This window comes from Enterobacter hormaechei subsp. hoffmannii, from assembly GCF_001729745.1.
GTDB lineage: Bacteria > Pseudomonadota > Gammaproteobacteria > Enterobacterales > Enterobacteriaceae > Enterobacter > Enterobacter intestinihominis.
The window spans coordinates 1,561,123-1,582,425 of record NZ_CP017186.1 but is presented as its reverse complement, the minus strand read 5'-3'; the positions used below and the strand labels follow the sequence as shown (position 1 = coordinate 1,582,425).

14 protein-coding genes are annotated in these 21,303 nt (G+C 55.3%); 5 read left to right on the top strand and 9 right to left on the bottom strand.

Annotation, left to right across the window (positions count from 1 at the left end; genetic code table 11):
• Window positions 1-63: 63 nt before the first annotated feature.
• A complete protein-coding gene (pepN, locus tag BFV65_RS07345) occupies window positions 64-2,676 on the bottom strand; it encodes an aminopeptidase N (protein ID WP_038415786.1) in 2,613 nt (870 codons plus the stop codon).
• A 253-nt stretch (window positions 2,677-2,929) separates the two neighbouring features.
• Between pepN and pncB the strand changes: the two genes are divergently transcribed.
• The 4 genes from pncB (at window position 2,930) to BFV65_RS07325 (ending at window position 8,741) form a co-directional block, all read left to right on the top strand.
• Window positions 2,930-4,132, top strand: coding sequence for a nicotinate phosphoribosyltransferase (pncB, locus tag BFV65_RS07340; protein WP_023299736.1), 1,203 nt, complete (start codon window positions 2,930-2,932; stop codon window positions 4,130-4,132).
• A gap of 168 nt (window positions 4,133-4,300) precedes the next feature.
• Window positions 4,301-5,701 carry an asparagine--tRNA ligase gene (gene asnS / locus BFV65_RS07335; RefSeq protein ID WP_003858191.1) on the top strand — a complete coding sequence of 467 codons (1,401 nt, stop codon included), beginning with the start codon at window positions 4,301-4,303 and terminating at the stop codon, window positions 5,699-5,701.
• A 606-nt stretch (window positions 5,702-6,307) separates the two neighbouring features.
• Entirely contained in the window at window positions 6,308-7,366 is a 1,059-nt protein-coding gene (gene ompF / locus BFV65_RS07330; protein ID WP_023299735.1) for a porin OmpF, read from the top strand.
• A 184-nt stretch (window positions 7,367-7,550) separates the two neighbouring features.
• On the top strand, window positions 7,551-8,741 hold the full coding sequence (locus BFV65_RS07325; RefSeq protein WP_023299734.1) for an amino acid aminotransferase: 1,191 nt from the start codon (window positions 7,551-7,553) through the stop codon (window positions 8,739-8,741).
• 52 nt (window positions 8,742-8,793) lie between these two features.
• On the opposite strand, the gene BFV65_RS07320 is transcribed toward BFV65_RS07325, so the two are convergent.
• From BFV65_RS07320 to cmoM, 7 genes are all read right to left on the bottom strand, one after another.
• On the bottom strand, window positions 8,794-9,441 hold the full coding sequence (locus tag BFV65_RS07320; protein WP_022647638.1) for an MBL fold metallo-hydrolase: 648 nt from the start codon (window positions 9,439-9,441) through the stop codon (window positions 8,794-8,796).
• Between the two features lie 20 nt (window positions 9,442-9,461).
• Window positions 9,462-10,013, bottom strand: coding sequence for a peptidoglycan L,D-endopeptidase MepK (gene mepK / locus BFV65_RS07315; protein ID WP_003858202.1), 552 nt, complete (start codon window positions 10,011-10,013; stop codon window positions 9,462-9,464).
• Window positions 10,014-10,188: 175 nt separating this feature from the next.
• Complete coding sequence (gene ldtD / locus BFV65_RS07310) at window positions 10,189-12,012, bottom strand: L,D-transpeptidase (RefSeq protein ID WP_032624528.1); 1,824 nt, start codon at window positions 12,010-12,012, stop codon at window positions 10,189-10,191.
• A gap of 179 nt (window positions 12,013-12,191) precedes the next feature.
• On the bottom strand, window positions 12,192-16,640 hold the full coding sequence (gene mukB / locus BFV65_RS07305; protein WP_063137585.1) for a chromosome partition protein MukB: 4,449 nt from the start codon (window positions 16,638-16,640) through the stop codon (window positions 12,192-12,194).
• Window positions 16,640-17,344: a chromosome partition protein MukE gene (mukE, locus tag BFV65_RS07300; RefSeq protein WP_003858208.1), complete on the bottom strand. Its 705-nt coding sequence runs from the start codon at window positions 17,342-17,344 to the stop codon at window positions 16,640-16,642. The genes mukB and mukE overlap by 1 nt, the downstream gene beginning before the upstream one ends.
• Complete coding sequence (mukF, locus tag BFV65_RS07295; protein ID WP_022647635.1) at window positions 17,325-18,647, bottom strand: chromosome partition protein MukF; 1,323 nt, start codon at window positions 18,645-18,647, stop codon at window positions 17,325-17,327. The genes mukE and mukF overlap by 20 nt, the downstream gene beginning before the upstream one ends.
• Window positions 18,648-18,650: 3 nt before the next feature.
• Window positions 18,651-19,430, bottom strand: coding sequence for a tRNA uridine 5-oxyacetic acid(34) methyltransferase CmoM (cmoM, locus tag BFV65_RS07290; RefSeq protein WP_006809373.1), 780 nt, complete (start codon window positions 19,428-19,430; stop codon window positions 18,651-18,653).
• Between the two features lie 120 nt (window positions 19,431-19,550).
• On the opposite strand from cmoM, the gene elyC reads away from it, so the two are divergent.
• Entirely contained in the window at window positions 19,551-20,330 is a 780-nt protein-coding gene (gene elyC / locus BFV65_RS07285) for an envelope biogenesis factor ElyC (protein WP_069596412.1), read from the top strand.
• Here the strand turns inward: elyC and BFV65_RS07280 are convergent.
• Complete coding sequence (locus tag BFV65_RS07280) at window positions 20,307-21,200, bottom strand: YcbJ family phosphotransferase (protein WP_003858216.1); 894 nt, start codon at window positions 21,198-21,200, stop codon at window positions 20,307-20,309. The two genes, elyC and BFV65_RS07280, sit on opposite strands and share 24 nt — an antisense overlap.
• Window positions 21,201-21,303: the final 103 nt, after the last annotated feature.

The window sequence follows — 21,303 nt, the reverse complement described above, 5'->3', positions numbered from 1 at the left end:
GGGAGCACGGCGCAAGGGCAAATCGTAGGCCCGGTAAGCGAAGCGCCACCGGGCTTTTTTACATCAGGCCAGCGCCTTTGTAATCTTCTCGTACAGATCGCCAGACAAATTTTCCAGCCCTTTCAGCTGCTCAAGTGCGGCACGCATTTTCGCCTGACGCTGCGCATCGTAGCGTTTCAGGCGGATCAGCGGCTCAATCAGACGAGACGCCACCTGCGGGTTACGGCTGTTCAGCTCGGTCAGCATTTCAACCATGAACTGATATCCGCTGCCGTCTTCGGCGTGGAACGCGGCCGGGTTGCTGCTGGCAAACGCGCCAATCAGCGAGCGGACGCGGTTCGGGTTGCTCATGGTGAACGAACGGTGCTTCAGCAGGCTGCGTACGTTGCTGAGCGCATCGGCTGCCGGGCTGGTGGCCTGAAGAATGAACCACTTGTCCATCACCAGACCATCCTGATGCCACTTGTCGTCGTACTCCTGCATCAGCGCATCGCGGCACGGCAGCTCGGCGGCAACGCTTGCGGCCAGCGCAGCCAGCGCATCCGTCATGTTATCGGCTTCGTGGTACTGCTTGCTCACCAGCGTGTTCGCCAGCTCTGCCTCACCAAACGCCAGATAGCGCAGGCAGGTATTGCGCAGGGAACGTTTACCGATATCCGCATGTTCCACCCGATACGCGTCCAGCTTGTTGGCGTTGTAAATTGCGAGGAATTCATCTGCCAGTTCGGTCGCCAGCGTGCGGGTCAGCGCTTCACGCACGGCGACGATCGCAATGGGGTCAATGATGTCAAACAGCTCGGCGATTTCAGTCGCAGACGGCAGCGTCAAAATTTCAGCCGCCAGCGCCGGGTCAATATTCTCATCCAGCAGGATGGCACGGAAGGCGTCTGCCACATGAACCGGCAGCGTCAGCGGCTGGCCCTGCTGGTAACGGTTCACGTTCAGCTTGATGTACGTTGCCAGCAGGCTTTGTGCCGCATCCCAGCGCGAGAAATCGTTGCGCGCGTGACGCATCAGGAACGTCAGCTGCTGATCGCTCCACTTGTATTCGAGTTTCACCGGCGCGGAGAACTCGCACAGCAGGGCAGGAACAGGCTGGAAATAGACGTTATCGAAGATAAAGGTCTGCTCTGCCTGGGTCACATTCAGCACGTTATGCACCGGGTGACCGCCCTTCTGTAGCGGGATCACGTTGCCTTCGTTGTCGTACAGCTCAACGCTGAACGGAATGTGCAGCGGATGTTTCTCTTCCTGCTCCGCCGTTGGCGGTGTGCGCTGGCTGATGGTCAGCGTGTACTGCTCAGTTTCCGGGTTGTAGTCGTCTTTGACCGTCACAATCGGCGTACCGGCCTGGCTGTACCAGCGGCGGAAATGAGACAGATCCACGTTAGAGGCGTCTTCCATCGCCTGGACGAAATCGTCGCAGGTGGCCGCACTGCCGTCATGACGCTCGAAGTAAAGCTGCATCCCTTTCTGGAAATTCGCTTCGCCCAGCAGGGTGTGGATCATGCGGATAATTTCAGCGCCTTTTTCGTACACCGTCAGGGTGTAGAAGTTATTCATCTCAATGACTTTATCCGGGCGGATCGGATGGGCCATTGGGCTGGCATCTTCTGCAAATTGCAGACCACGCATGGTGCGCACGTTGTTGATGCGGTTTACCGCCCGGGATCCCAGATCGGAGCTGAACTCCTGATCGCGGAAGACGGTTAAGCCCTCTTTCAGGCTCAGCTGGAACCAGTCGCGGCAGGTGACGCGGTTCCCGGTCCAGTTATGGAAATATTCGTGGCCGATAACGCGTTCGATATCGAGGTAATCTTTATCCGTTGCGGTATCGGTACGCGCCAGCACGTATTTGGAGTTGAAGATGTTAAGACCTTTATTCTCCATCGCGCCCATATTGAAGAAATCGACAGCAACGATCATATAGATGTCGAGGTCATATTCGAGGCCAAAGCGCGTTTCATCCCACTTCATGGAGTTGATGAGGGAGGTCATTGCCCACGGGGCGCGGTCAAGGTTGCCACGGTCCACGAACAGCTCCAGCGCGACTTCACGGCCAGAGCGCGTTTTAAAGGTGTCGCGCAGAACATCGAAATCGCCCGCCACCAGCGCAAACAGGTAGCAGGGTTTAGGGAACGGATCCTGCCACTGTACCCAGTGACGGCCATTCTCCAGTTCCCCTTCACCAATCCGGTTGCCGTTGGAAAGCAGGTACGGGTACAGCGTTTTGTCGGCAATAATTTTGGTGGTAAAGCGCGCCAGGACGTCCGGGCGATCCAGATACCAGGTAATGTGGCGGAACCCTTCGGCTTCACATTGGGTGCACAGGGCTACGCCTGACTGGTAAAGCCCTTCCAGCGCGGTATTGGCGGCAGGGCTGATTTCATTCACGATGCGCAGGGTAAAGCGTTCCGGCAGGTTGTCGATGACCAGCTGGTTGCCTTCTTCTTTATAGTCTGACCAGGCTTCATCATTAATATGCAGGGAAACCAGCGTCAGGTCTTCACCATCCAGACGCAGCGGCACGGCTGTCGCGCTCTGGCGCGTCACCTGGCTTACCGCCGTCACGACGGTTTTTGTGGCATCCAGGTCGAAGGTCAGATCGATATCGCTTATCAGGTAATCCGGCGCACGGTAGTCGTGGCGGTATTTAGCTTGTGGCTGTTGTGTCATAGAAAACCTTATGCATCGTTTGTCGAGTAACGATTCAATATATTCCGGTTGTGTAAAACGCGCTATGCAGAATGTTCATCTTTTCAGGCACAACGCCGTTTTTGCTACATTTTTATAACACGGGGCACGAAATGCGCTCGACCATAAAGTGTGCTTATGTTGTGATCGGGGTTCAATAAATCACTAAACAGGGTATACTCCGGAGTTGTTTATTGTACTAAACGCTCCCGTGAGAGGATGCTACAGCGCACCTATGACTCAATTCGCTTCTCCGGTTCTGCATACGTTGCTGGATACCGACGCGTACAAGCTGCATATGCAGCAAGCCGTGTTTCACCACTATCATGATGTTCATGTTGCGGCGGAATTTCGCTGCCGGGGTGACGACTTGCTGGGTATCTACGCAGATTCCATTCGTGAACAGGTCGATGCCATGCAGCATCTGGCGCTCACCGATGACGAATATCAGTGGCTTTCAGGCCTGCCTTTCTTTAAAGCGGACTATCTGAACTGGCTGCGTGAGTTCCGCTATAAGCCGGAACAGGTCACCGTCACCAATGATAACGGCAAGCTGGACATTCGTCTGACCGGCCCGTGGCGCGAAGTGATCATGTGGGAAGTGCCGCTTCTGGCCGTGATCAGCGAGCTGGCCCACCGTTATCGCTCCCCTGAAACCGGTGTAACGCAGGCGGTTGCCGCTCTGGAGAATAAACTCGTTGAGTTTTCCAGACTGACAGAAGGGCTGGATATGTCCCGCTTCCGTCTGATGGACTTTGGCACGCGCCGCCGCTTCTCTCGCGAGGTTCAGGAAGCCATTGTCAGACGTCTGCAACAGGAGCCGTGGTTCGTTGGCACCAGTAACTACGATCTGGCGCGTCGCCTTGATTTAACGCCGATGGGTACCCAGGCGCACGAATGGTTCCAGGCGCACCAGCAGATCAGCCCTGACCTTGCCAACAGCCAGCGCGCCGCCCTCGCCGCGTGGCTTGAGGAATACCCGGATCGGCTGGGTATTGCCCTTACCGACTGCATTACCATGGACGCGTTCCTGCGCGACTTTGGCCCTGAGTTTGCCGAACGCTACCAGGGTTTGCGCCATGATTCCGGGGACCCGGTTGAATGGGGTGAGAAAGCCATCGCCCATTACGAAAAACTGGGTATCGATCCCATGAGTAAGGTGCTGGTCTTCTCCGATAACCTTGACCTGGCGAAAGCCGTCGACCTTTATCGCCACTTCTCATCGCGGGTGAACCTGAGTTTCGGGATTGGTACGCGCTTAACCTGTGATATCCCCCAGGTGAAACCGCTGAACATCGTCATAAAGCTAGTGGAATGTAACGGTAAGCCGGTCGCGAAGCTCTCCGACAGCCCGGGCAAAACCATCTGCCATGACAAAGCGTTTGTCCGCGCATTACGTAAAGCCTTCGATCTGCCTCAGGTTAAAAAAGCCAGTTAACGGCTTCGGGGGAGCCTTCATGGCTCCCCTTCTCTTATTAATTTCTTATTTCTTCTCTTAAGACGGTGAAATTTACTTGTCTGATAGCGGATGGCAGGTAACATAGATATCCCCCCTATCAGGGCGGACAAGTGTTTATTTTTTCCGACTATTAACAGAGAGAATATTATGAGCGTTGTGCCTGTAGCCGACGTACTCCAGGGCCGTGTCGCCGTTGACCAGGAGGTCACCGTGCGCGGATGGGTGCGTACTCGCCGAGATTCTAAAGCTGGCATCTCCTTCCTCGCCGTCTATGACGGTTCCTGCTTTGATCCTGTACAGGCCGTCATTAATAATTCTCTGCCCAATTACAATGATGACGTTCTGCACCTGACAACCGGCTGTTCCGTGATCGTCACCGGTGTTGTGGTGGCCTCTCCGGGCCAGGGTCAGAGCTACGAAATTCAGGCGACCTCGGTGGAAGTGACCGGCTGGGTTGAAGATCCGGACACCTATCCGATGGCTGCAAAGCGTCACAGCATCGAATATCTGCGTGAAGTTGCGCACCTGCGTCCGCGCACCAACCTGATTGGTGCAGTGGCGCGCGTGCGTCATACGCTGGCGCAGGCGCTGCATCGATTCTTTGACGAGCAGGGTTACTTCTGGGTGTCTACTCCGCTGATCACGGCATCCGATACCGAAGGCGCAGGTGAAATGTTCCGCGTTTCAACGCTGGATATGGAAAACCTGCCACGTACGCCGGAAGGAAAAGTCGATTACGACAAAGACTTCTTTGGTAAAGAAGCCTTCCTGACGGTTTCCGGCCAGCTCAACGGCGAAACCTACGCCTGTGCGCTGTCTAAGATCTACACCTTCGGCCCAACCTTCCGTGCGGAAAACTCTAACACCAGCCGTCACCTGGCGGAATTCTGGATGCTGGAGCCGGAAGTCGCCTTTGCCGATCTGAATGACGTGGCAGGCCTGGCAGAAGCGATGCTGAAATACGTGTTCAAAGCGGTTCTCGAAGAGCGCGCAGACGACATGAAATTCTTCGCTGAGCGTGTCGATAACGACGCCATCGCCCGTCTTGAGCGCTTCGTCTCCGCAGACTTCGCGCAGGTGGATTACACCGACGCGGTCGCTATCCTGGAAAAATGCGGCGAGAAATTCGAAAACCCGGTTTACTGGGGCGTGGATCTCTCCTCCGAGCATGAACGTTATCTGGCAGAGAAGCACTTCAAAGCACCGGTTGTGGTGAAAAACTATCCGAAAGACATTAAGGCGTTCTATATGCGCCTTAACGAAGATGGTAAAACCGTTGCCGCGATGGATGTTCTGGCGCCGGGCATCGGTGAGATCATCGGTGGCTCCCAGCGTGAAGAGCGCCTGGATGTGCTGGACGCGCGTATGCAGGAGATGGGCCTGAACCCGGCGGACTACAGCTGGTATCGCGATCTCCGTCGTTACGGCACCGTTCCGCACTCTGGCTTTGGCCTGGGCTTCGAACGTCTGATTGCTTACGTAACAGGTGTTCAGAACGTACGTGATGTGATTCCGTTCCCACGTACACCGCGTAACGCAAGTTTCTAACCGACCAAATCATTAATGGCCAGCAAATGCTGGCCATTATTTTATCCTGCAATGTCAGTTTTCGTCAGTCAAAAGTAAGCGTCTATAAACCACAACCCCGCAATTCCCTCTACCTGTTACGTTTTGTTTCCACGAAATATCCTTAGACAAAAAAATAACCCTATTCTTATTGCGCTTAATACAATCCTTACGTAATAGCACAAAAAACAACCACTTTCACAGCCATCTGGATGGCTTTTGTCGATTATAAGAAAAAATGAGCCGTTTAACTTCTGTTTATACGAAAGGCCTTTAGCTAAATTAAACATAAGGAAATCATATATATAAGAATAAAGCGGAGGTTTAATTCACCAGAACGCGCTGAAGTTTGAGGTGCTTCACAAAGTTCCCAAAAATACATATTTAGTTACACATATTTTCTTTTGGTAACTGAATCTTGAAGATTGTAGCACTTTCAGTGTAGCGAAACGGTTCTATGAATGGAAAGATGCCTGTCAGACACATAAAGACACCTAACTCTCATCAATAGTTCCGGAAATATTTATTGACAGAATTTATTGACGGCAGTGGCGAGTGTCATAAAAAAACCAATGAGGGTAATAAATAATGATGAAGCGCAATATCCTGGCAGTGGTAGTCCCTGCCCTGCTGGTAGCCGGTGCAGCAAACGCTGCTGAAATCTATAACAAAGACGGCAACAAATTAGATCTTTACGGGAAAGCAGTTGGCCTGCATTACTTCTCTGATTACGCGGGCAACGATGGCGACAACACTTACGCGCGTCTGGGCTTCAAAGGTGAAACTCAGATCAACGATCAGCTGACTGGCTACGGTCAGTGGGAATACAACTTCCAGGGTAACAACTCTGAAGGCGGCGATGCGCAGAACGGCAACAAAACCCGTCTGGCATTCGCAGGTCTGAAATTTGGTGACGCAGGCTCCTTCGACTACGGTCGTAACTACGGTCTGGTCTATGACGCAATCGGCATCACCGATATGCTGCCTGAGTTCGGCGGCGACACCGGCGCGAGCGATAACTTCTTCGCAGGCCGTACGGGTGGTCTGGCGACTTACCGTAACAGCAACTTCTTCGGCCTGGTTGACGGTCTGAACTTTGGTGTTCAGTACCTGGGCAAAAATGAACGTGATGACGCGGTACGTTCCAACGGCGACGGCTGGGCGACCTCTCTGAGCTATGACTACGAAGGCTTCGGCATTGTCGGTGCTTATGGCGCCGCTGACCGTACCAACAACCAGCAGACGCTGGAATGGGGTAAAGGCGACAAAGCTGAACAGTGGGCAACCGGCCTGAAATACGACGCGAACAACATCTACCTGGCAGCCATTTATGGCGAAATGCGTAACGCAGCGCGCCTGGGCAGCCGTGGTTTCGCTAACAAGTCTCAGGACTTCTCTGTTGTCGCTCAGTACCAGTTCGATTTCGGCCTGCGTCCATCCATCGCTTACTACAAATCTAAAGCGAAAGACGTAGAAGGTATCGGTGACGAAGACTACATCAACTACGTTGATATCGGTGCGACCTACTACTTCAACAAAAACATGTCTACCTATGTTGACTATCAGATCAACCAGCTGAAAGACGACAACAAGCTGGGCATCAACAACGACGACATCGTGGCTCTGGGTCTGGTTTACCAGTTCTAATCAGCACACCTCGTTGCTATATGCTTAATGAACAGGGCTTCGGCCCTGTTTTTTTATTCCCGAGAGAAAATAATAGCGACTTTTGAAAAGCCGCACGCTTTTCGTCGCAAACGGTTGGCATTTTGTAAATCTACCGTTAACCTGATAGCGGATTTCACTTCTGTAATCACAATGGAACTTCGTCATGTTTGAGAACATTACTGCCGCTCCTGCCGACCCAATTCTGGGCCTGGCCGATCTGTTTCGTGCCGACGACCGCCCTGGCAAAATCAACCTGGGTATTGGTGTATATAAAGATGAAACCGGCAAAACTCCGGTACTGACCAGCGTCAAAAAAGCTGAGCAGTATCTGCTGGAAAACGAAACCACCAAAAACTACCTCGGTATTGATGGTATCCCTGAATTTGGTCGCTGCACCCAGGAGCTGCTGTTCGGCAAAGGCAGCACCATTGTGAGCGAAAAACGCGCCCGCACGGCGCAGACCCCAGGCGGTACCGGCGCACTGCGCGTGGCGGCAGATTTCCTGGCGAAAAACACCTCTGTGAAGCGTGTCTGGGTAAGCAATCCAAGCTGGCCGAACCACAAGAGCGTGTTTAATTCTGCGGGTCTGGAAGTCCGTGAATACGCCTACTATGACGCGGCAAACCACGCGCTGGACTTCGATGGTTTGCTGGCCAGCCTGAGCGAAGCCCAGGCGGGCGATGTGGTGCTGTTCCATGGCTGCTGCCATAACCCAACTGGTATCGATCCTACGCTTGAACAGTGGGAACAGCTGGCTAAGCTGTCCGTTGAAAAAGGCTGGCTGCCGCTGTTCGACTTCGCTTACCAGGGCTTTGCCCGTGGTCTGGAAGAAGATGCTGAAGGTCTGCGCGCATTCGCCGCCGTCCATCAGGAGCTGATTGTCGCAAGCTCCTATTCCAAGAACTTTGGTCTGTATAACGAGCGTGTCGGCGCCTGTACGCTGGTGGCCGCTGACGATCAAACTGTCGATCGCGCATTCAGCCAGATGAAGTCCGTGATCCGCGCTAACTACTCCAACCCACCGGCACACGGTGCGTCTGTAGTTGCGACGATCCTGAGCAACGATGCGCTGCGCGCAATCTGGGAACAAGAGCTGAACGATATGCGTCAGCGCATTCAACGCATGCGTCTGCTGTTTGTGAACACGCTGGCTGAGAAAGGCGCCGACCGTGACTTCAGCTTCATCATCAAGCAGAACGGCATGTTCTCCTTCAGCGGCCTGACCAAAGAGCAGGTGCTGCGCCTGCGTGAAGAGTTTGGCGTCTATGCCGTTGCCTCTGGCCGCGTGAACGTTGCAGGTATGACGCCTGACAACATGGCGCCACTGTGCGAAGCCATTGTCGCGGTGCTGTAACCTGCACCCATAAAAAAAGCCTGCATCGCGCAGGCTTTTTTATTGAAAGGGTTTACCAGACAGGCATTTCATCCTGAAGGAACGGGTTATGCAACCGCTCATCGCCCAGCGTTGACATTGGTCCGTGTCCAGGGATAAACGTCACATCATCACCTAACGGTAATAACTTCTGCTTAATCGACTGAATCAACTGACCGTGATCGCCGCGTGGGAAATCGCTGCGTCCTACGCCCCCTTTGAAAATCACGTCACCGGAAATCAGCAGACGCGACGCGTCATCAAAGAAGACAATATGGCCAGGCGTATGCCCGGGGCAATGCAACACCTGTAAAGTTACATTCCCTACGTTAACGCGATCGCCTTCGTTCAGCCAGCGGTCCGGTGTCAGTGGCTGACAGTCATCCAGACCAAACATGCGGCTTTGGGCAGGCAGCCCCTGAAGCCAGAACTCATCTTCTTTTTCCGGGCCGATAATCGGCACACCGTAGTGTTCAGCCAGTTCAGCCGCTGCACCCACATGGTCAAGATGGCCATGGGTCAGTAAAATCTGCATCAGCGTTACACCGCTTGCAGCGACTTCCTGCTTGATTGTCTCAGCGTCGCCACCGGGATCAACAAGCGCGGCCAGTTTAGTTTGTTCACACCAGATCAATGAACAGTTCTGTGAGAACGCGGTAACCGGAATAATACGATAGTTCATACTGCTCCTGTGTTTCGTTATTACCAGTGCCGAACCGGCCCGGTATCAATATGCACAAAGTTGCTACGTGGGTAGTATCCTACACCACCTGCGCGCATAGATAACGCCGCTTTGCGAATATTGGCTAACGAAACGCCTTCAATATGGAAATCCATCGCCTGCCCTTTGGTGTGATAGCTTTTTTTCGCTACCCCACGGCTGTGGGCGCGCAGTTCATTGTTGGTATCCAGAGAGCGATAGCCAGAAATGAGTTGCACCGGCCTTTTGGTTCCCAGCAGTCCCTGCAAGCGGTAAAGCTGATCGAATAATCCAGGGTCGATGGCTTTGATTTTGTTCGCGCGGAAATCACGGAAAAAATGGTTGAGTCGTGCTAATTCATCCTGAATATAGCCTCTGCCATCGAAAAATTCCGCTTTAAGCGTCTCACCAGTATGCAGATTGTTGAGCGTTAAAATACGCGGACGAGGTGTCGAGAGGGTGGCAAATGCTGGCGTCGGAAGGATGGCTGCTGCGCCCAGCGCAACGCCACCTAACGCCAGCAATTTGCGGCGATTAGCGTCAAATTTGTCCATGATAATCAGGTCTACAGGTAAAAGAAATTGTCAATATGCTTAGCGCACGAAGGGCACCATAACTGGCAAAGCCTGCTACGTCAAGGCGCCCAATCCCAGTGAATACGCGGCTTTCAGCCAGATCGCCTCATATTCACCATAACTTACGACAATCATTTTTACCGAACTACTTCATTTACCTGATTAATTGTTCCGCTTTTGGCAAGATTTGTGCGCCGGATCGCGCTGTCAGATCATAATTGTAAATATCTGTACGATACTGGGTACGTCCGTCCGCGCCCACAAACGCCGTCAGATAGTAAAGATTGACCGGAATATTGTGGCGGATATTGACGTAACGCGTATCCCCCTGCTTCAGGGCATCTGATATCCGCGTATCGTTCCAGCCTGCATCCTGCAACAGCATATTCGCCAGCTCCGAGGCCTTATTCACGCGAACGCAGCCAGAACTGAGCGCGCGTGCGTCTTTCTGGAACAGATTATGGTTCGGGGTATCATGCAGATAGATTGCGTCCGAACTTGGCATATTGAATTTGTAACGTCCGAGCGAGTTATGCGCACCCGGTGCCTGCTGGAAACGGAACGGCAGGTTCGAAGGCGTAATCGTTGACCAGTCGACCATCCAGGGGTCAATCGCTTCTTTGCTGTTCCAGCCACGCATCACCGTATAGTTATGTCGCTCCAGATATCCCGGGTCATTCCAGACCTTAGGCAGGATATCTTTGCGCGCCAGCGTCGGCGGCACGTTCCACGGCGGGTTAACCACCACGTTATTCAGCGCGCTGCTCATCATCGGCGTTTTGCGGTCAGGTCGACCCACAATCACGCGGGACGCCAGCACTTCGCTACCGTCCTGATAGTAGACCAGAGAGTACGCCGGAATGTTGACCATAATGCCGGTGGATAACGTGCCCGGCAGCAAGCGCAAGCGCTGGATATTCAACGCCAGCACCCCTGCCCGCTGGGCCGGAGAGACGTTCAGCCAGTCGCGAGTCGAGGGACCAATCACGCCGTCGGCGCCCAGCCCCTGCGCGGCCTGGAACTGCTTCACTGCCGCGACCAGCTCGCGATCGTAAGCGGCGGGCTTATTGCTCAGCGCAACGGCGGTTTTCTCTTTTACCGGCGCCGACGGGCTGACGACTGCGTTTTGCGTATCGTCGCCGGGCAGCGCAATTTTAGGGCCGCTGTCAAGCATGCCAGACCGTTTCATAATTTCGCGAATCGCAGGCACATCGCTGCTCCATTGTCCCGGACGCAGCGTTGCTGTTCCACGCAACTGAGGCCACGGGCGGGAATCCGCGACCAGCTCAAGAAGCGACTGATGCATCGTGGCATACTGCGGGTGGGCGGGCGCAAGGCTTGCGATAAAGCGCGGCAGTTCACCGTTGTCCAGCGACAGTTGCCACTGATTAATGACGGACAGCGCGGGCGTCGCCAGCTTGTACGGTTTACTGCTGTATAACCAGCGGTTGCCGTTCACCGAAATCCCCGCCACAAACTGCAAGTAGCCCATCATGGCATCAGACAGCACCACGTCACGCGCCTGTCCGGTAACGGCAGGGTCGGTCAGGAGTTCAACCCAGGTCGTGAACTGTGGCTGAAAACCTGCAATCGCCACTTCAGCCAGCTGCTGCTGGAAGGCACGTACCGCCTCGCGATTTTCCCACATCGGTTTCATATCGCGCGCAGCGTAAAGCAGCGTGAGCTGGTTAATATAAGCGGGAGTATAGCCCGAGGGCAGCCCGGTCATAAGCTGCTGGCGTAATGATTCAGTATCGATGCCTTCCGGCAGCGGTTTAATGCCGGCCATGATGGCCGTCGCCGGAGACTGATCCAGCGGTTGTGACAGCGACGTCGGCTGCGCGCCCATCGTCGCGGAGCTGTCAGTCGGTACAATTTCAGGCTCATCGGCCTGAGCGGTAAACAGTGGAGCAAACATCACTGTCAGGCACAAACTCAGCGCAGACAGCTGACGACCACGATCTTTCTTAAGCAACATCCCTTGCCCCCTGTTTTTCACGACATGCCCAGTATTCTGGAGCTTTCCTTCAGTATAGAAAGGCATACACGCTGCTGCCTTACCTTATGTAAAGAAGTTTAAAGATAACGCAGCCCTGAACACAAGTTAAGTGAATAAAAAAAGCGACGCCTGAGCGCCGCCTTTTATCATACCCCGGGTTAAGAGGCGTCAGCCGTGCCCGGTAATGACTCCGGTGGCTGCGGGGCGAAGCCACGCAAACCTACGACGTGTACATGTTCACTGTTCTGGAACACTTTACGCACCAGCTTATAGGTTGTCCCTTTTTCCGGACTGATGTTTTCCGGCGCCGCGATGATGAGCTGCATATCGAGTCGCTCGCAAAGCTCAAACAGCGTGGCGATGGAGCGGGCGTCGAGACGCGCGGCTTCATCGAGGAACAGCAGACGGCATGGAGAGATGTCCTTGCCACGCAGACGACGCGCTTCATCTTCCCAGCTCTGCACCACCATCACCAGAATCGACATACCGGTACCGATGGCTTCACCGGTAGAGAGCGCACCGGATTCCGCGCGCAGCCAGCCGTCTGAGCCACGGTTAACCTCAACTTCCATTTCCAGATAGTTGCGGTAGTCCAGCAACTCCTCGCCGATGGTTTGCGGCGTACGCTGGCCCATGTCAATCTGCGGATTCAGACGCTGATACAGCTTCGCCAGCGCTTCGGAGAAGGTCAGGCGGTTACTGTTGAACAGATCCTGATGCTGCTCATGCTGTTCAGACAACACGTCAAGCAGCGTGGAGTGCGCCTCACGCACGTTCACGTTCAGCCGCACGCTGTTGACCTGGCCAAACGACACGCTTTGCAGGCCCTGGTTCAGCTGACGGATACGGTTCTGCTCGCGCTGAATGGTTTTACGAATAATATTCGCCACGCTGCGGGAGCTGATTGCCAGCTTCTGCTCGCGGGAGGTCAGCTCCTCCGTCAGACGGCCCAGCTCGATCTCCATCTGTTCGATCGCTTCAACCGGATCGTCGGTACGGATGATGTCCTGACGAATACGCTCGCGTAAGTGCTGATAAACCGCCACGAAGAACTGAATTTTGCGCTCAGGACGCTTCGGATCTTCGGACATGCGCAGCACGTCGCGCAGGTGTTCATTGTCCGCCACGGCCAGACGCAGCGCACCCAGCGCCTTATCCGACATAGAGCGCAGTTCATCGGCTGACAGGTACGCCAGCTCGCGACGGTGCAGACGACGCTCCACGTTGTTGTCCTTCACCATGCGCATCACCGCGCACCAGCCCGCCTTCGCGGTCACAACCTGTTCACGCATCTCAAAATAGTCGCGCTCCAGCTTGCGCAGACGACGCGTCAGGTTGTCCATCTCCGCTTCACAGAAGGTCAGCGCTTTTTCGAGCTGATTACGACGCGCACGGTTGTTGCTGAGCTGAGCATGCAGCTCATCACGGCGAATACGCGCCCGCTCTTCTGCGCCGCTGTCGGCGCGCACGCCAATGTCCTGCAACTCTTTATGCAGGTCATTTAACAGCTCTTTCTTGGTGTCGAAGGAGCTTTTCAGCGACGCCATGACCTGGCTGTACTGGCTCAGCTGTGCAGCGTGAGTACGCATCGCTTCACGGGCGCGCGTTCGTTCCGCTTCGGCCTGCTCAAGACGCTGGCGCAGCTTTTCATTCAGATCGCTGTTCCCGCTCAGCATTTCTGCTGAATCGGAGTAGCCGAAGTGTGCGCGACGTTGCACCACTTCCGTGAGGGCAAACGCCTGCTGACGCGCTTCGCGCTGCACCTGCTGTGACCAGGCGTAATCTTCTTTTAACTGCTCAAACTGTTCCGGGTCGCTCTGGAGAACGGAAACCATCGGCTCCAGTTTTGCCAGCTGATTGCCGTGTTGCTGCACAAAGCGCGCCGCTTCCTGCGCTTCGTCCAGACGTTCCTGAATCTCATCCACGCGGTCGGCGAGCGTATCGTCCGCCAGCAGGTTCAGGCGCGGCAGGATGCGGTTAAGGGCCGCAACGCCTTCTTTCGCCTGCTCAAACTGCACGCGGCTTTGCTGGTTGTCATTTTCATGGCTGGCAAGCGCACGCTCCAGCTCACCGCGGCGGGTGTTGAGCTTACGAATTTCGGCTTCCGGATCGGGCTGGAAGGCAACGCCCAGATGGCTGCCGATAAAGCGGCTGAACGCCTGATGCAGACGCTGGGTTTTCTGCACGTCAAACGACAGGGTCGCAAAACGCTCTGAAAGCGTTTCACGCTCGGCGTGCAGGCTTTCAATACGGTTTTCACGCGCGGCGCGGCCAAACAGCGGCAGTTCCGGGAAGCGCGAATAGCGCCACTGGCGATCGGCGATTTTCACCACCACCGCTTTTTCCAGCTCGTCGACGCTGAATACGCTGTCATCAAACGACTGCGGATCCCCTTCGATGAGGTAGAGATCTTCCGGGCAGTCTTCCAGCCCTGCAAGCTGGTCAGAAATCAGCGACAGATCCGGCACTACAATCGCGTTACGGGACGGACCGTACAGCGCGGAAAAGTACGGCGCATCGTCCAGGCCGACGTCGTCGTAAATTTCAGACAGCAGCACGCCGCCGAAACGCTCGGCTAACGCATTCAGGCGCGGATCTTCTGAGCCGCCAGGCTGGCTTAAACGCTCGATTTCTTCATCGACGTCACGCTTGCGCGCGCCCACTTCGTCACGCTCAACAATCGCTTCGCGTTCGCGCTCCAGCAGCTGTTGCATGTATTCGGTGACGTCCTGGCTGGAGGCAAACTCCTGACCACACTGCTCGCTGAGCTGGTTCAGGCTGCTTTGTGCGGCCAGCCAGATCGGCGCACGCTGTAAGAGCGTCTTCGAACGGGACTGAAGCTGTTCCAGCTCCTGACGCAGCGTCATGCGCTGTTCGCTGGCGTTCGATACGGTATCGGACAGGGCCGCAATACGCGCTTCCAGCTCCTGATGCAGAGCCTCAAGCTCGTCGAAATCGTAATTTTTACCCTGACGTTTGCAGAATTCCGCCAGCAGACGCTCAGCTTCCTGCTGTTCACGCAGACGCTGTTCCAGCTCGTTCAGGCGCATGCGCAGCGGCTGCACCTGCTCGGCCAGATGGCGCTGATTGACGCCGTCGCGCAGCAACTCACGGGCAACGTCCCACGCTTCGTTACGCGCCAGCGGACCGTTGATCGCCACCACCAGCTGGTACGCCTGCTCAAACTGGCTGTGTGCCGTTTGCGCCACGCTCATTTTCTGATCGAGAGAAAGCAGTTTCTCAGTGGCTTCCTGCTCTTTGGCCTGGAAGGTATCCAGCCATTCGTCAGCGCTTTCAGGGGTCAGGTCCGGCAGGTGGCACAGCTCTTTGGCACGCTGCAATGCCTGCAGCGCCTGGTTGTATTGGATCGCGCGGGTCTGCTGCACGTCCAGCGCCTGCTGGTAGTCTGCGAGCTGGCTTTTCAGCTCATCCACTTCCAGCTCGGCGGCTTCCGCGCGGGCTTCGTTCTCTTCCTGCAAATCGGCGGCTTCTGCCACCACTTCATTTTGCTCTTCAAGACGAATTTGCAGCTCATCGAGATCGGCTTCATAGCGCTCGATTTTTTCCTGCTGACGCAGCGCGGTTTGCACCAGGTTCAGATGATCGCTGGCCGCCTGGTAATCGGCTTCCAGATCCCCTTCGGCACCGTTGTGCTCGCCCAGTTCGCGCGCCATTTCGACATGCTTATACTGCTCGGCGACCAGCTGTTTGCGGGAGTTAAACAGCTCGCGGCGGTATTCCAGCGCCTGATCGAGATGAATACGGCGCTCGTTGGCGTGACGCATATAGTCTGCCGCCACGTAGTTGGTGGCTTCGCTGATCAGGTGCTTAAACAGATCGCGGTCAGATTGCGTAACGCGAATCGCTTCCAGCGTCATGCGGTTTTCACGCAGCGCGGCTTCCATATCCTGGAAGGCCTTACGCACGCCGCTGTTTTCCGGCAGCAGGTAGTCGCGCAGGGAGCGGGTAATGGCGCTTGAAATACCGCCATACAGGGAAGCTTCAATTAGACGGTAGTATTTACTACGATCTGACGCGCTGCGCAGACGACGGGCCACCACGCCGAGATCGAACATCAGAGAGTGGTAGTCGGTAATGGAGTTAAACTGCTTAAACTGCACGCCTTCGATGGCTTCCAGCTTGTCTTTCAGCTCCTGGAGCGTCAGAACGCGCGCCTGTCGTTCATTCAGGGTTTCCGTCAGCAGCGCGGTCGGCTGCACGGAGGTTGGCAGCCCCTGGATCGCAAACGGTTTGATATCTACTTTACGGTCGCGGCCGGCAACCTGCTGCAGGCGCACGCCTACAACCACGCGCTGATGACGGGAGTTGATCACGTCCAGCACCGAATAACAGACGCCCGCTTTCAGCTTACCGTGCAGCCCTTTATCTCGGGAGCCGCTCGTTGCACCCGCTTCAGTGGTGTTACGGAAGTGCAGCAGGGTCAGGTCAGGGATCAGCGCCGTCACGAAGGCCGCCATGGTGGTGGATTTACCTGCCCCGTTACCGCCGGAGAGCGTTGTCACCAGCTCATCCAGATCGAAGGTTCGGGCAAAGAAGCCGTTCCAGTTAATCAGCGTTAGTGAGCGAAATTTACCGCGTTCAATCATTACTCTTCCTCCCCGCTATCCGGCTGATTCTCTTCGTGCTCGTCATTGAGCTGCAAATGGTTTTCCACCGGCATCGCTTCACCGTCACGGATCATGCGCAGCTGTGCTTCACGCGCATCGTCACCCGCACGCACGTCGGCACCAAAGCGGAAGACCGATTCGGTAATGCGGAACTTGCTGCTGTCGTGACCCATGAACCAGACCATTCCCAGACGGCGCAGACGGTTCAGGGAAGAGCGAACTTTTTCCTGTAATTTCTGACGGTCCAGATCGGACCCCGTCGAGCGGTTATTTACCAGCTTGAGCAGCTTGCTTTCATCCGCCAGCGACAGCAGCTCATCGTAAAGCTCCTGCTGGGTGAAGATCCCTTCATTCGCCAGACGTTCCGGGCTGAGGTAGAGGTAGCAGAGAATTTTGCCGACCATCATATCCAGTTCGGAAAGCACCGAGCGCGGAATAAGCGTAGTAGAGCGCGGACGCAGGTAGAAAAACCCTTCCGGCGCGCGGATCAGCTCAACGTTATAGCGAGCGTAAAACTCTTCCAGATACTCCTGAAAGTCCATCAAAAAGGCGTGATTATCCAGCTCGTCAAGGCCAATGTGACGACCGGCACGCAGCTGGCTGTCCAGCGCCGGAAACAACGGATTCGCCAGCGCCTGTGCCAGCTTAACTGGCATCACTTGTTCAATATTTGTCAATGACATGCGCCTGTACCTTGGCTCCGTAATCGTTAATCGGCTGCCACTTCGGCGGCAGTCCGGTGAAATCGGCTTGTGCGATGCCCAGGCGCACCGCCTGGTCTACAACAATGCGGGCAACATCGAAGTGGCGCGCGCGCGGATACTGCGCCAGATAGTCGCGTACCACGAGGCCAAGATCCAGCGGTGCTTGTCTGGCTTTATAGACAGCGAGCTGTTCTTCGATCATCGCCGCAAGCTGCTCGCGAATTTCGTTGAATTCTTCGTATTCCAGATCCGGCGGCAGTTCCCCGGTAACCTCTTCATCACGCAGCGCCATCTCTTCGTCGCGCATATCCAGAAGACGATCGGCATTGGCGTAGGTCAGCGCCCACGGCGCATCAAAGTAGGTCTGTACCGACTGGCGCAGACGCTGAGCAAAGACGCGGTTCTTATCCATATCGATGGCGGTACGGATAAATTTATGCACGTGGCGGTCGTAACCGATCCACAGGTCGATCGACTGCTGGCCCCAGCTGATAATGCGGTCAAGCTTACTCTGCAAATCAAACACCAGACGGTCGATAAAATGCAGATCGTCGTGCGCCATTGTCGCGTCCTGGATGCGCAGCAGGTTGGCCTGCAGCTTATCCCCAGCCGCCTCCAGCGTATCCTGCAACTCACGTAGCGTACCGGACGTTTCTGACAGCAAAAGTTCACAGCTGGAGATGGCCGCACGCCAGTCTTTATTCAGCAGTTGAGCGATATCGTCTTTGACCTGCTGCTGCTGTTCGTCCATCAGACGTTGAGTCAGATCGATACTGTCGAAAATCTCGGCGACCGAGTATTTTAGCGGCGCGTAAACGTTGCGATGCCAGTGGAATTCGTCACCGTTTTCATCAGCCGCGTCGGCGGCACGCTTCAGCTCGCCTGCAACAATGGAGAGCTGCATGGAGAGACGCAGCGTGGAAAATTCGCGCTGGCGGATGTAATAGTCGGTAATGCCAATGCCCAGTGGCGTAAGACGATAGATGGCGTTTCCTTCCGCCTGCTCGCTGGTAAAGCGGTTCAGCAGACGTTGACGCACCATATCATTGATTGCGTTGTTGGCACGCACGCTAATGGTTTCGCTGGTTTGCTCAAACGCATCACTGACGTGGCGGAACGCATCCACCAGTTCGCCTTCACTCATTTCGCCATCCAGGCGTTCGCCGTTTAGCGTCGCAACCGCCAGCAGGAATGAGAGTCTGTCTACCGGCAGCGAGATGGAGAAATCGTTTTTCCTGGCCCAGGCAACCAGTTCGGGGACTGTCTGGGAAAATTCACTCATAGATTATCCTTGCATCTGCGGCTTGCGCGCGGTGACGTGGATATAGCGGCCAAGGCTCAGATAAGGCTCCTGGCGGCAGTACCGCGTCTCTATTTCTGTTAAGGCGTCTAAACAGTCATCCTGTTTTTGTTTATCACGCAGATAATCATGAAACACCCTCACGCCAGTTTTGCCGGTAATTTCCCAACCGATCTCCTCCAGCCAGCCATAGACCTGCTGCGGTTCACGGGGGAAATCCGGTGAAAGCGTGCGTCGTTTCTTTTTATACATGCCCTGCTGTACATAGCCAAAGTTGCCGACCAGCACGTTTCGCATTAGCAGGCCGTTGGCATTGTAAAACATCAGCGATAACGCACCGCCCGGGCGCAACATCGACCACAGCGTTTTTAACATCGCTTGTGGTTCGGCGACCCATTCGAGCACAGCATGAAACAATATCAGATCAACCTGCGTTTCCAAATGCTGCGGAATGTCCTGAGCGGCGCAATGTATAAAATGCATGTTGTCGCTCACACCTTTCTCTTCTGCCGCTCGCCCGGCGCGCGCAACCATCTCGGCAGAAAGATCGCAAAGCGTGACGTGATGTCCCCGCTGCGCCATCAGAATTGCAGTCTGCCCTTCCCCACCGCCGGCATCCAGTACGCGCAACGGTCGGTCACCAAATTCAGCCAGCAGCTTATCCAGATCCTGCCAGAGGATCGTCTGACGAAGCTGACCTTTGGTGGTGCCATAAATGTTGCGCGAAAACTTTTCCGCGATGTCATCAAAATTGCGATCCCGCATTGGGAGGGTTCCACTCACTGCAAAACCGCTATTTTGTCACACCCGCGCGGAGAATGAACCACTCTGGTGTAATATCACGGGCAATCGCCTGCTGTATGGTTAAAAAAGGAACCAAAAAGGATGCTTTTTACCCTAAAAAAATATATTGGAGGCATGATGCTTCCCCTTCCCCTGCTGTTGCTTCTCATCGCGCTGGGGCTGGCATTGATATGGTTTAGCCGCTTTCAGAAAAGCGGTAAATCCCTCGTCACCGTGGGCTGGCTGGCGCTGCTGTTACTCAGCCTGCAACCGGTCGCTGACAGTTTGTTACGCCCGATTGAAAACACCTACCCTACATGGCAGGGAAAACAGAAGGTGGGCTATATCGTGGTGCTGGGCGGCGGGTATACCTGGGATCCGAACTGGGCCCCCAGCTCAAACCTGATCAACAACAGCCTGCCGCGCCTGAACGAGGGGATCCGCCTGTGGCTGGCCAATCCGGGATCGAAGATGATCTTCACGGGCGCTGCGGCAAAAACCAACCCGGTAAGTACCGCTGAAGCAGGGGCAAGAGTGGCTGAATCGCTTGGCGTACCACGTTCCGCCATCATCACGCTGGATAGCCCAAAAGATACCGAAGAAGAAGCTGCTGCGGTGAAACAAGCCATCGGTGATGTGCCGTTCCTGCTGGTGACCTCTGCTTCACACCTGCCGCGCGCAATGATTTTCTTTGAGAATCAGGGCCTGCATCCGCTTCCTGCTCCGGCAAACCAGCTGGCCATTGACGCCCCGCTCAACCCGTGGGAACGGATAATCCCGTCCCCGGTATGGCTGATGCACAGCGACCGCGTCGGTTACGAGACGCTTGGCCGCCTGTGGCAGTGGCTTAAGGGTTCGTCAGGCAAGCCAGGGCAGGAGTGATTTTGCGGCCAGATCGAAACTGGCCCGATTAAAGCGCCCGGTGTTGACCAGTTGCGCCACCTCATCCCAGAGAAGATAGAGCCAGCGTCGCCAGAGAAAGGCCTCCGCAACGGGGGCGCGCTGAAGATAGTGCCAGAGCAAATCTTCCGCCGCCCCGCCCTCGCTCAGCCTGAACAGTTCGTACTCGCGCGGCGCCCAGAGCATGATCCCCGGCCCGACCATCGCCAGAAGCTGATCGCTGCGCGAGTCTTTAAGCATACTGCGCAGCGTGAAGTTGCCGTGAACCAGCACGCAGTTGTCGTTAAAACCCTCAAACAGCGTCGGCAGACATTCCCGGGTGCGGAACAGAATACGTTTGTCCTGCATCGTTAAACCGGTGTTGTTGAACTGGTTCAGCGTGCCCCAGAGCACTTCGACACGCTGGCGATACCATAGCGGCCACAGGTTTTCCTGGGTGCTGTCTACCGCGCCAACAAGACCCCGGCTGTCCTGCCGATGCCAGGCAAGCAGAGCCTCGACAATCTGATCTTTCAGCTGTTCCCAGCGCTCCGGTGTACGCGTCGGAGCTTCAACAGAAACCCCGCGTAAACGTTCAATAAGCAGAACATCCGGGCCGGGATGCTCCTCATGGGTCATCACGCCGTAGACCGTCGGCATACGGACAGTCCCTTCCCGCGCCAGCATCGACATTTTCCAGGCCAGCTGTCTGGCGACACCCGGCGAGGTAAAACTTCTGGCCATCAGCGGCATGGGGTTTCCCTGACTGTCGTACAACGACCAGAGTGCGGTATCGGCCTTTTCATTCACGCATTCCACCCGGCTTAGCTTTTCGCCAAGGAGATGGCTGAGTTCAGCACGCAGCTGTTCCATATGAGATTACCCCCATTAAGACTACTGCTTTTATAATGAGCGCGCGAACCCCGGATGTCACCCGGTCGAGATCAATAATGAAAAAGAAAAGGAAGAGAACATC

Coding starts and splice junctions, on each gene's coding strand:
- mepK (WP_003858202.1), bottom strand. CDS start 10,013: ATGGACAAATTTGACGCTAATCGCCGCAAATTGCTGGCGTTAGGTGGC.
- BFV65_RS07320 (WP_022647638.1), bottom strand. CDS start 9,441: ATGAACTATCGTATTATTCCGGTTACCGCGTTCTCACAGAACTGTTCA.
- asnS (WP_003858191.1), top strand. CDS start 4,301: ATGAGCGTTGTGCCTGTAGCCGACGTACTCCAGGGCCGTGTCGCCGTT.
- mukB (WP_063137585.1), bottom strand. CDS start 16,640: ATGATTGAACGCGGTAAATTTCGCTCACTAACGCTGATTAACTGGAAC.
- mukF (WP_022647635.1), bottom strand. CDS start 18,647: ATGAGTGAATTTTCCCAGACAGTCCCCGAACTGGTTGCCTGGGCCAGG.
- cmoM (WP_006809373.1), bottom strand. CDS start 19,430: ATGCGGGATCGCAATTTTGATGACATCGCGGAAAAGTTTTCGCGCAAC.
- BFV65_RS07325 (WP_023299734.1), top strand. CDS start 7,551: ATGTTTGAGAACATTACTGCCGCTCCTGCCGACCCAATTCTGGGCCTG.
- pepN (WP_038415786.1), bottom strand. CDS start 2,676: ATGACACAACAGCCACAAGCTAAATACCGCCACGACTACCGTGCGCCG.
- pncB (WP_023299736.1), top strand. CDS start 2,930: ATGACTCAATTCGCTTCTCCGGTTCTGCATACGTTGCTGGATACCGAC.
- ldtD (WP_032624528.1), bottom strand. CDS start 12,012: ATGTTGCTTAAGAAAGATCGTGGTCGTCAGCTGTCTGCGCTGAGTTTG.
- ompF (WP_023299735.1), top strand. CDS start 6,308: ATGATGAAGCGCAATATCCTGGCAGTGGTAGTCCCTGCCCTGCTGGTA.
- mukE (WP_003858208.1), bottom strand. CDS start 17,344: ATGTCATTGACAAATATTGAACAAGTGATGCCAGTTAAGCTGGCACAG.
- elyC (WP_069596412.1), top strand. CDS start 19,551: ATGCTTTTTACCCTAAAAAAATATATTGGAGGCATGATGCTTCCCCTT.
- BFV65_RS07280 (WP_003858216.1), bottom strand. CDS start 21,200: ATGGAACAGCTGCGTGCTGAACTCAGCCATCTCCTTGGCGAAAAGCTA.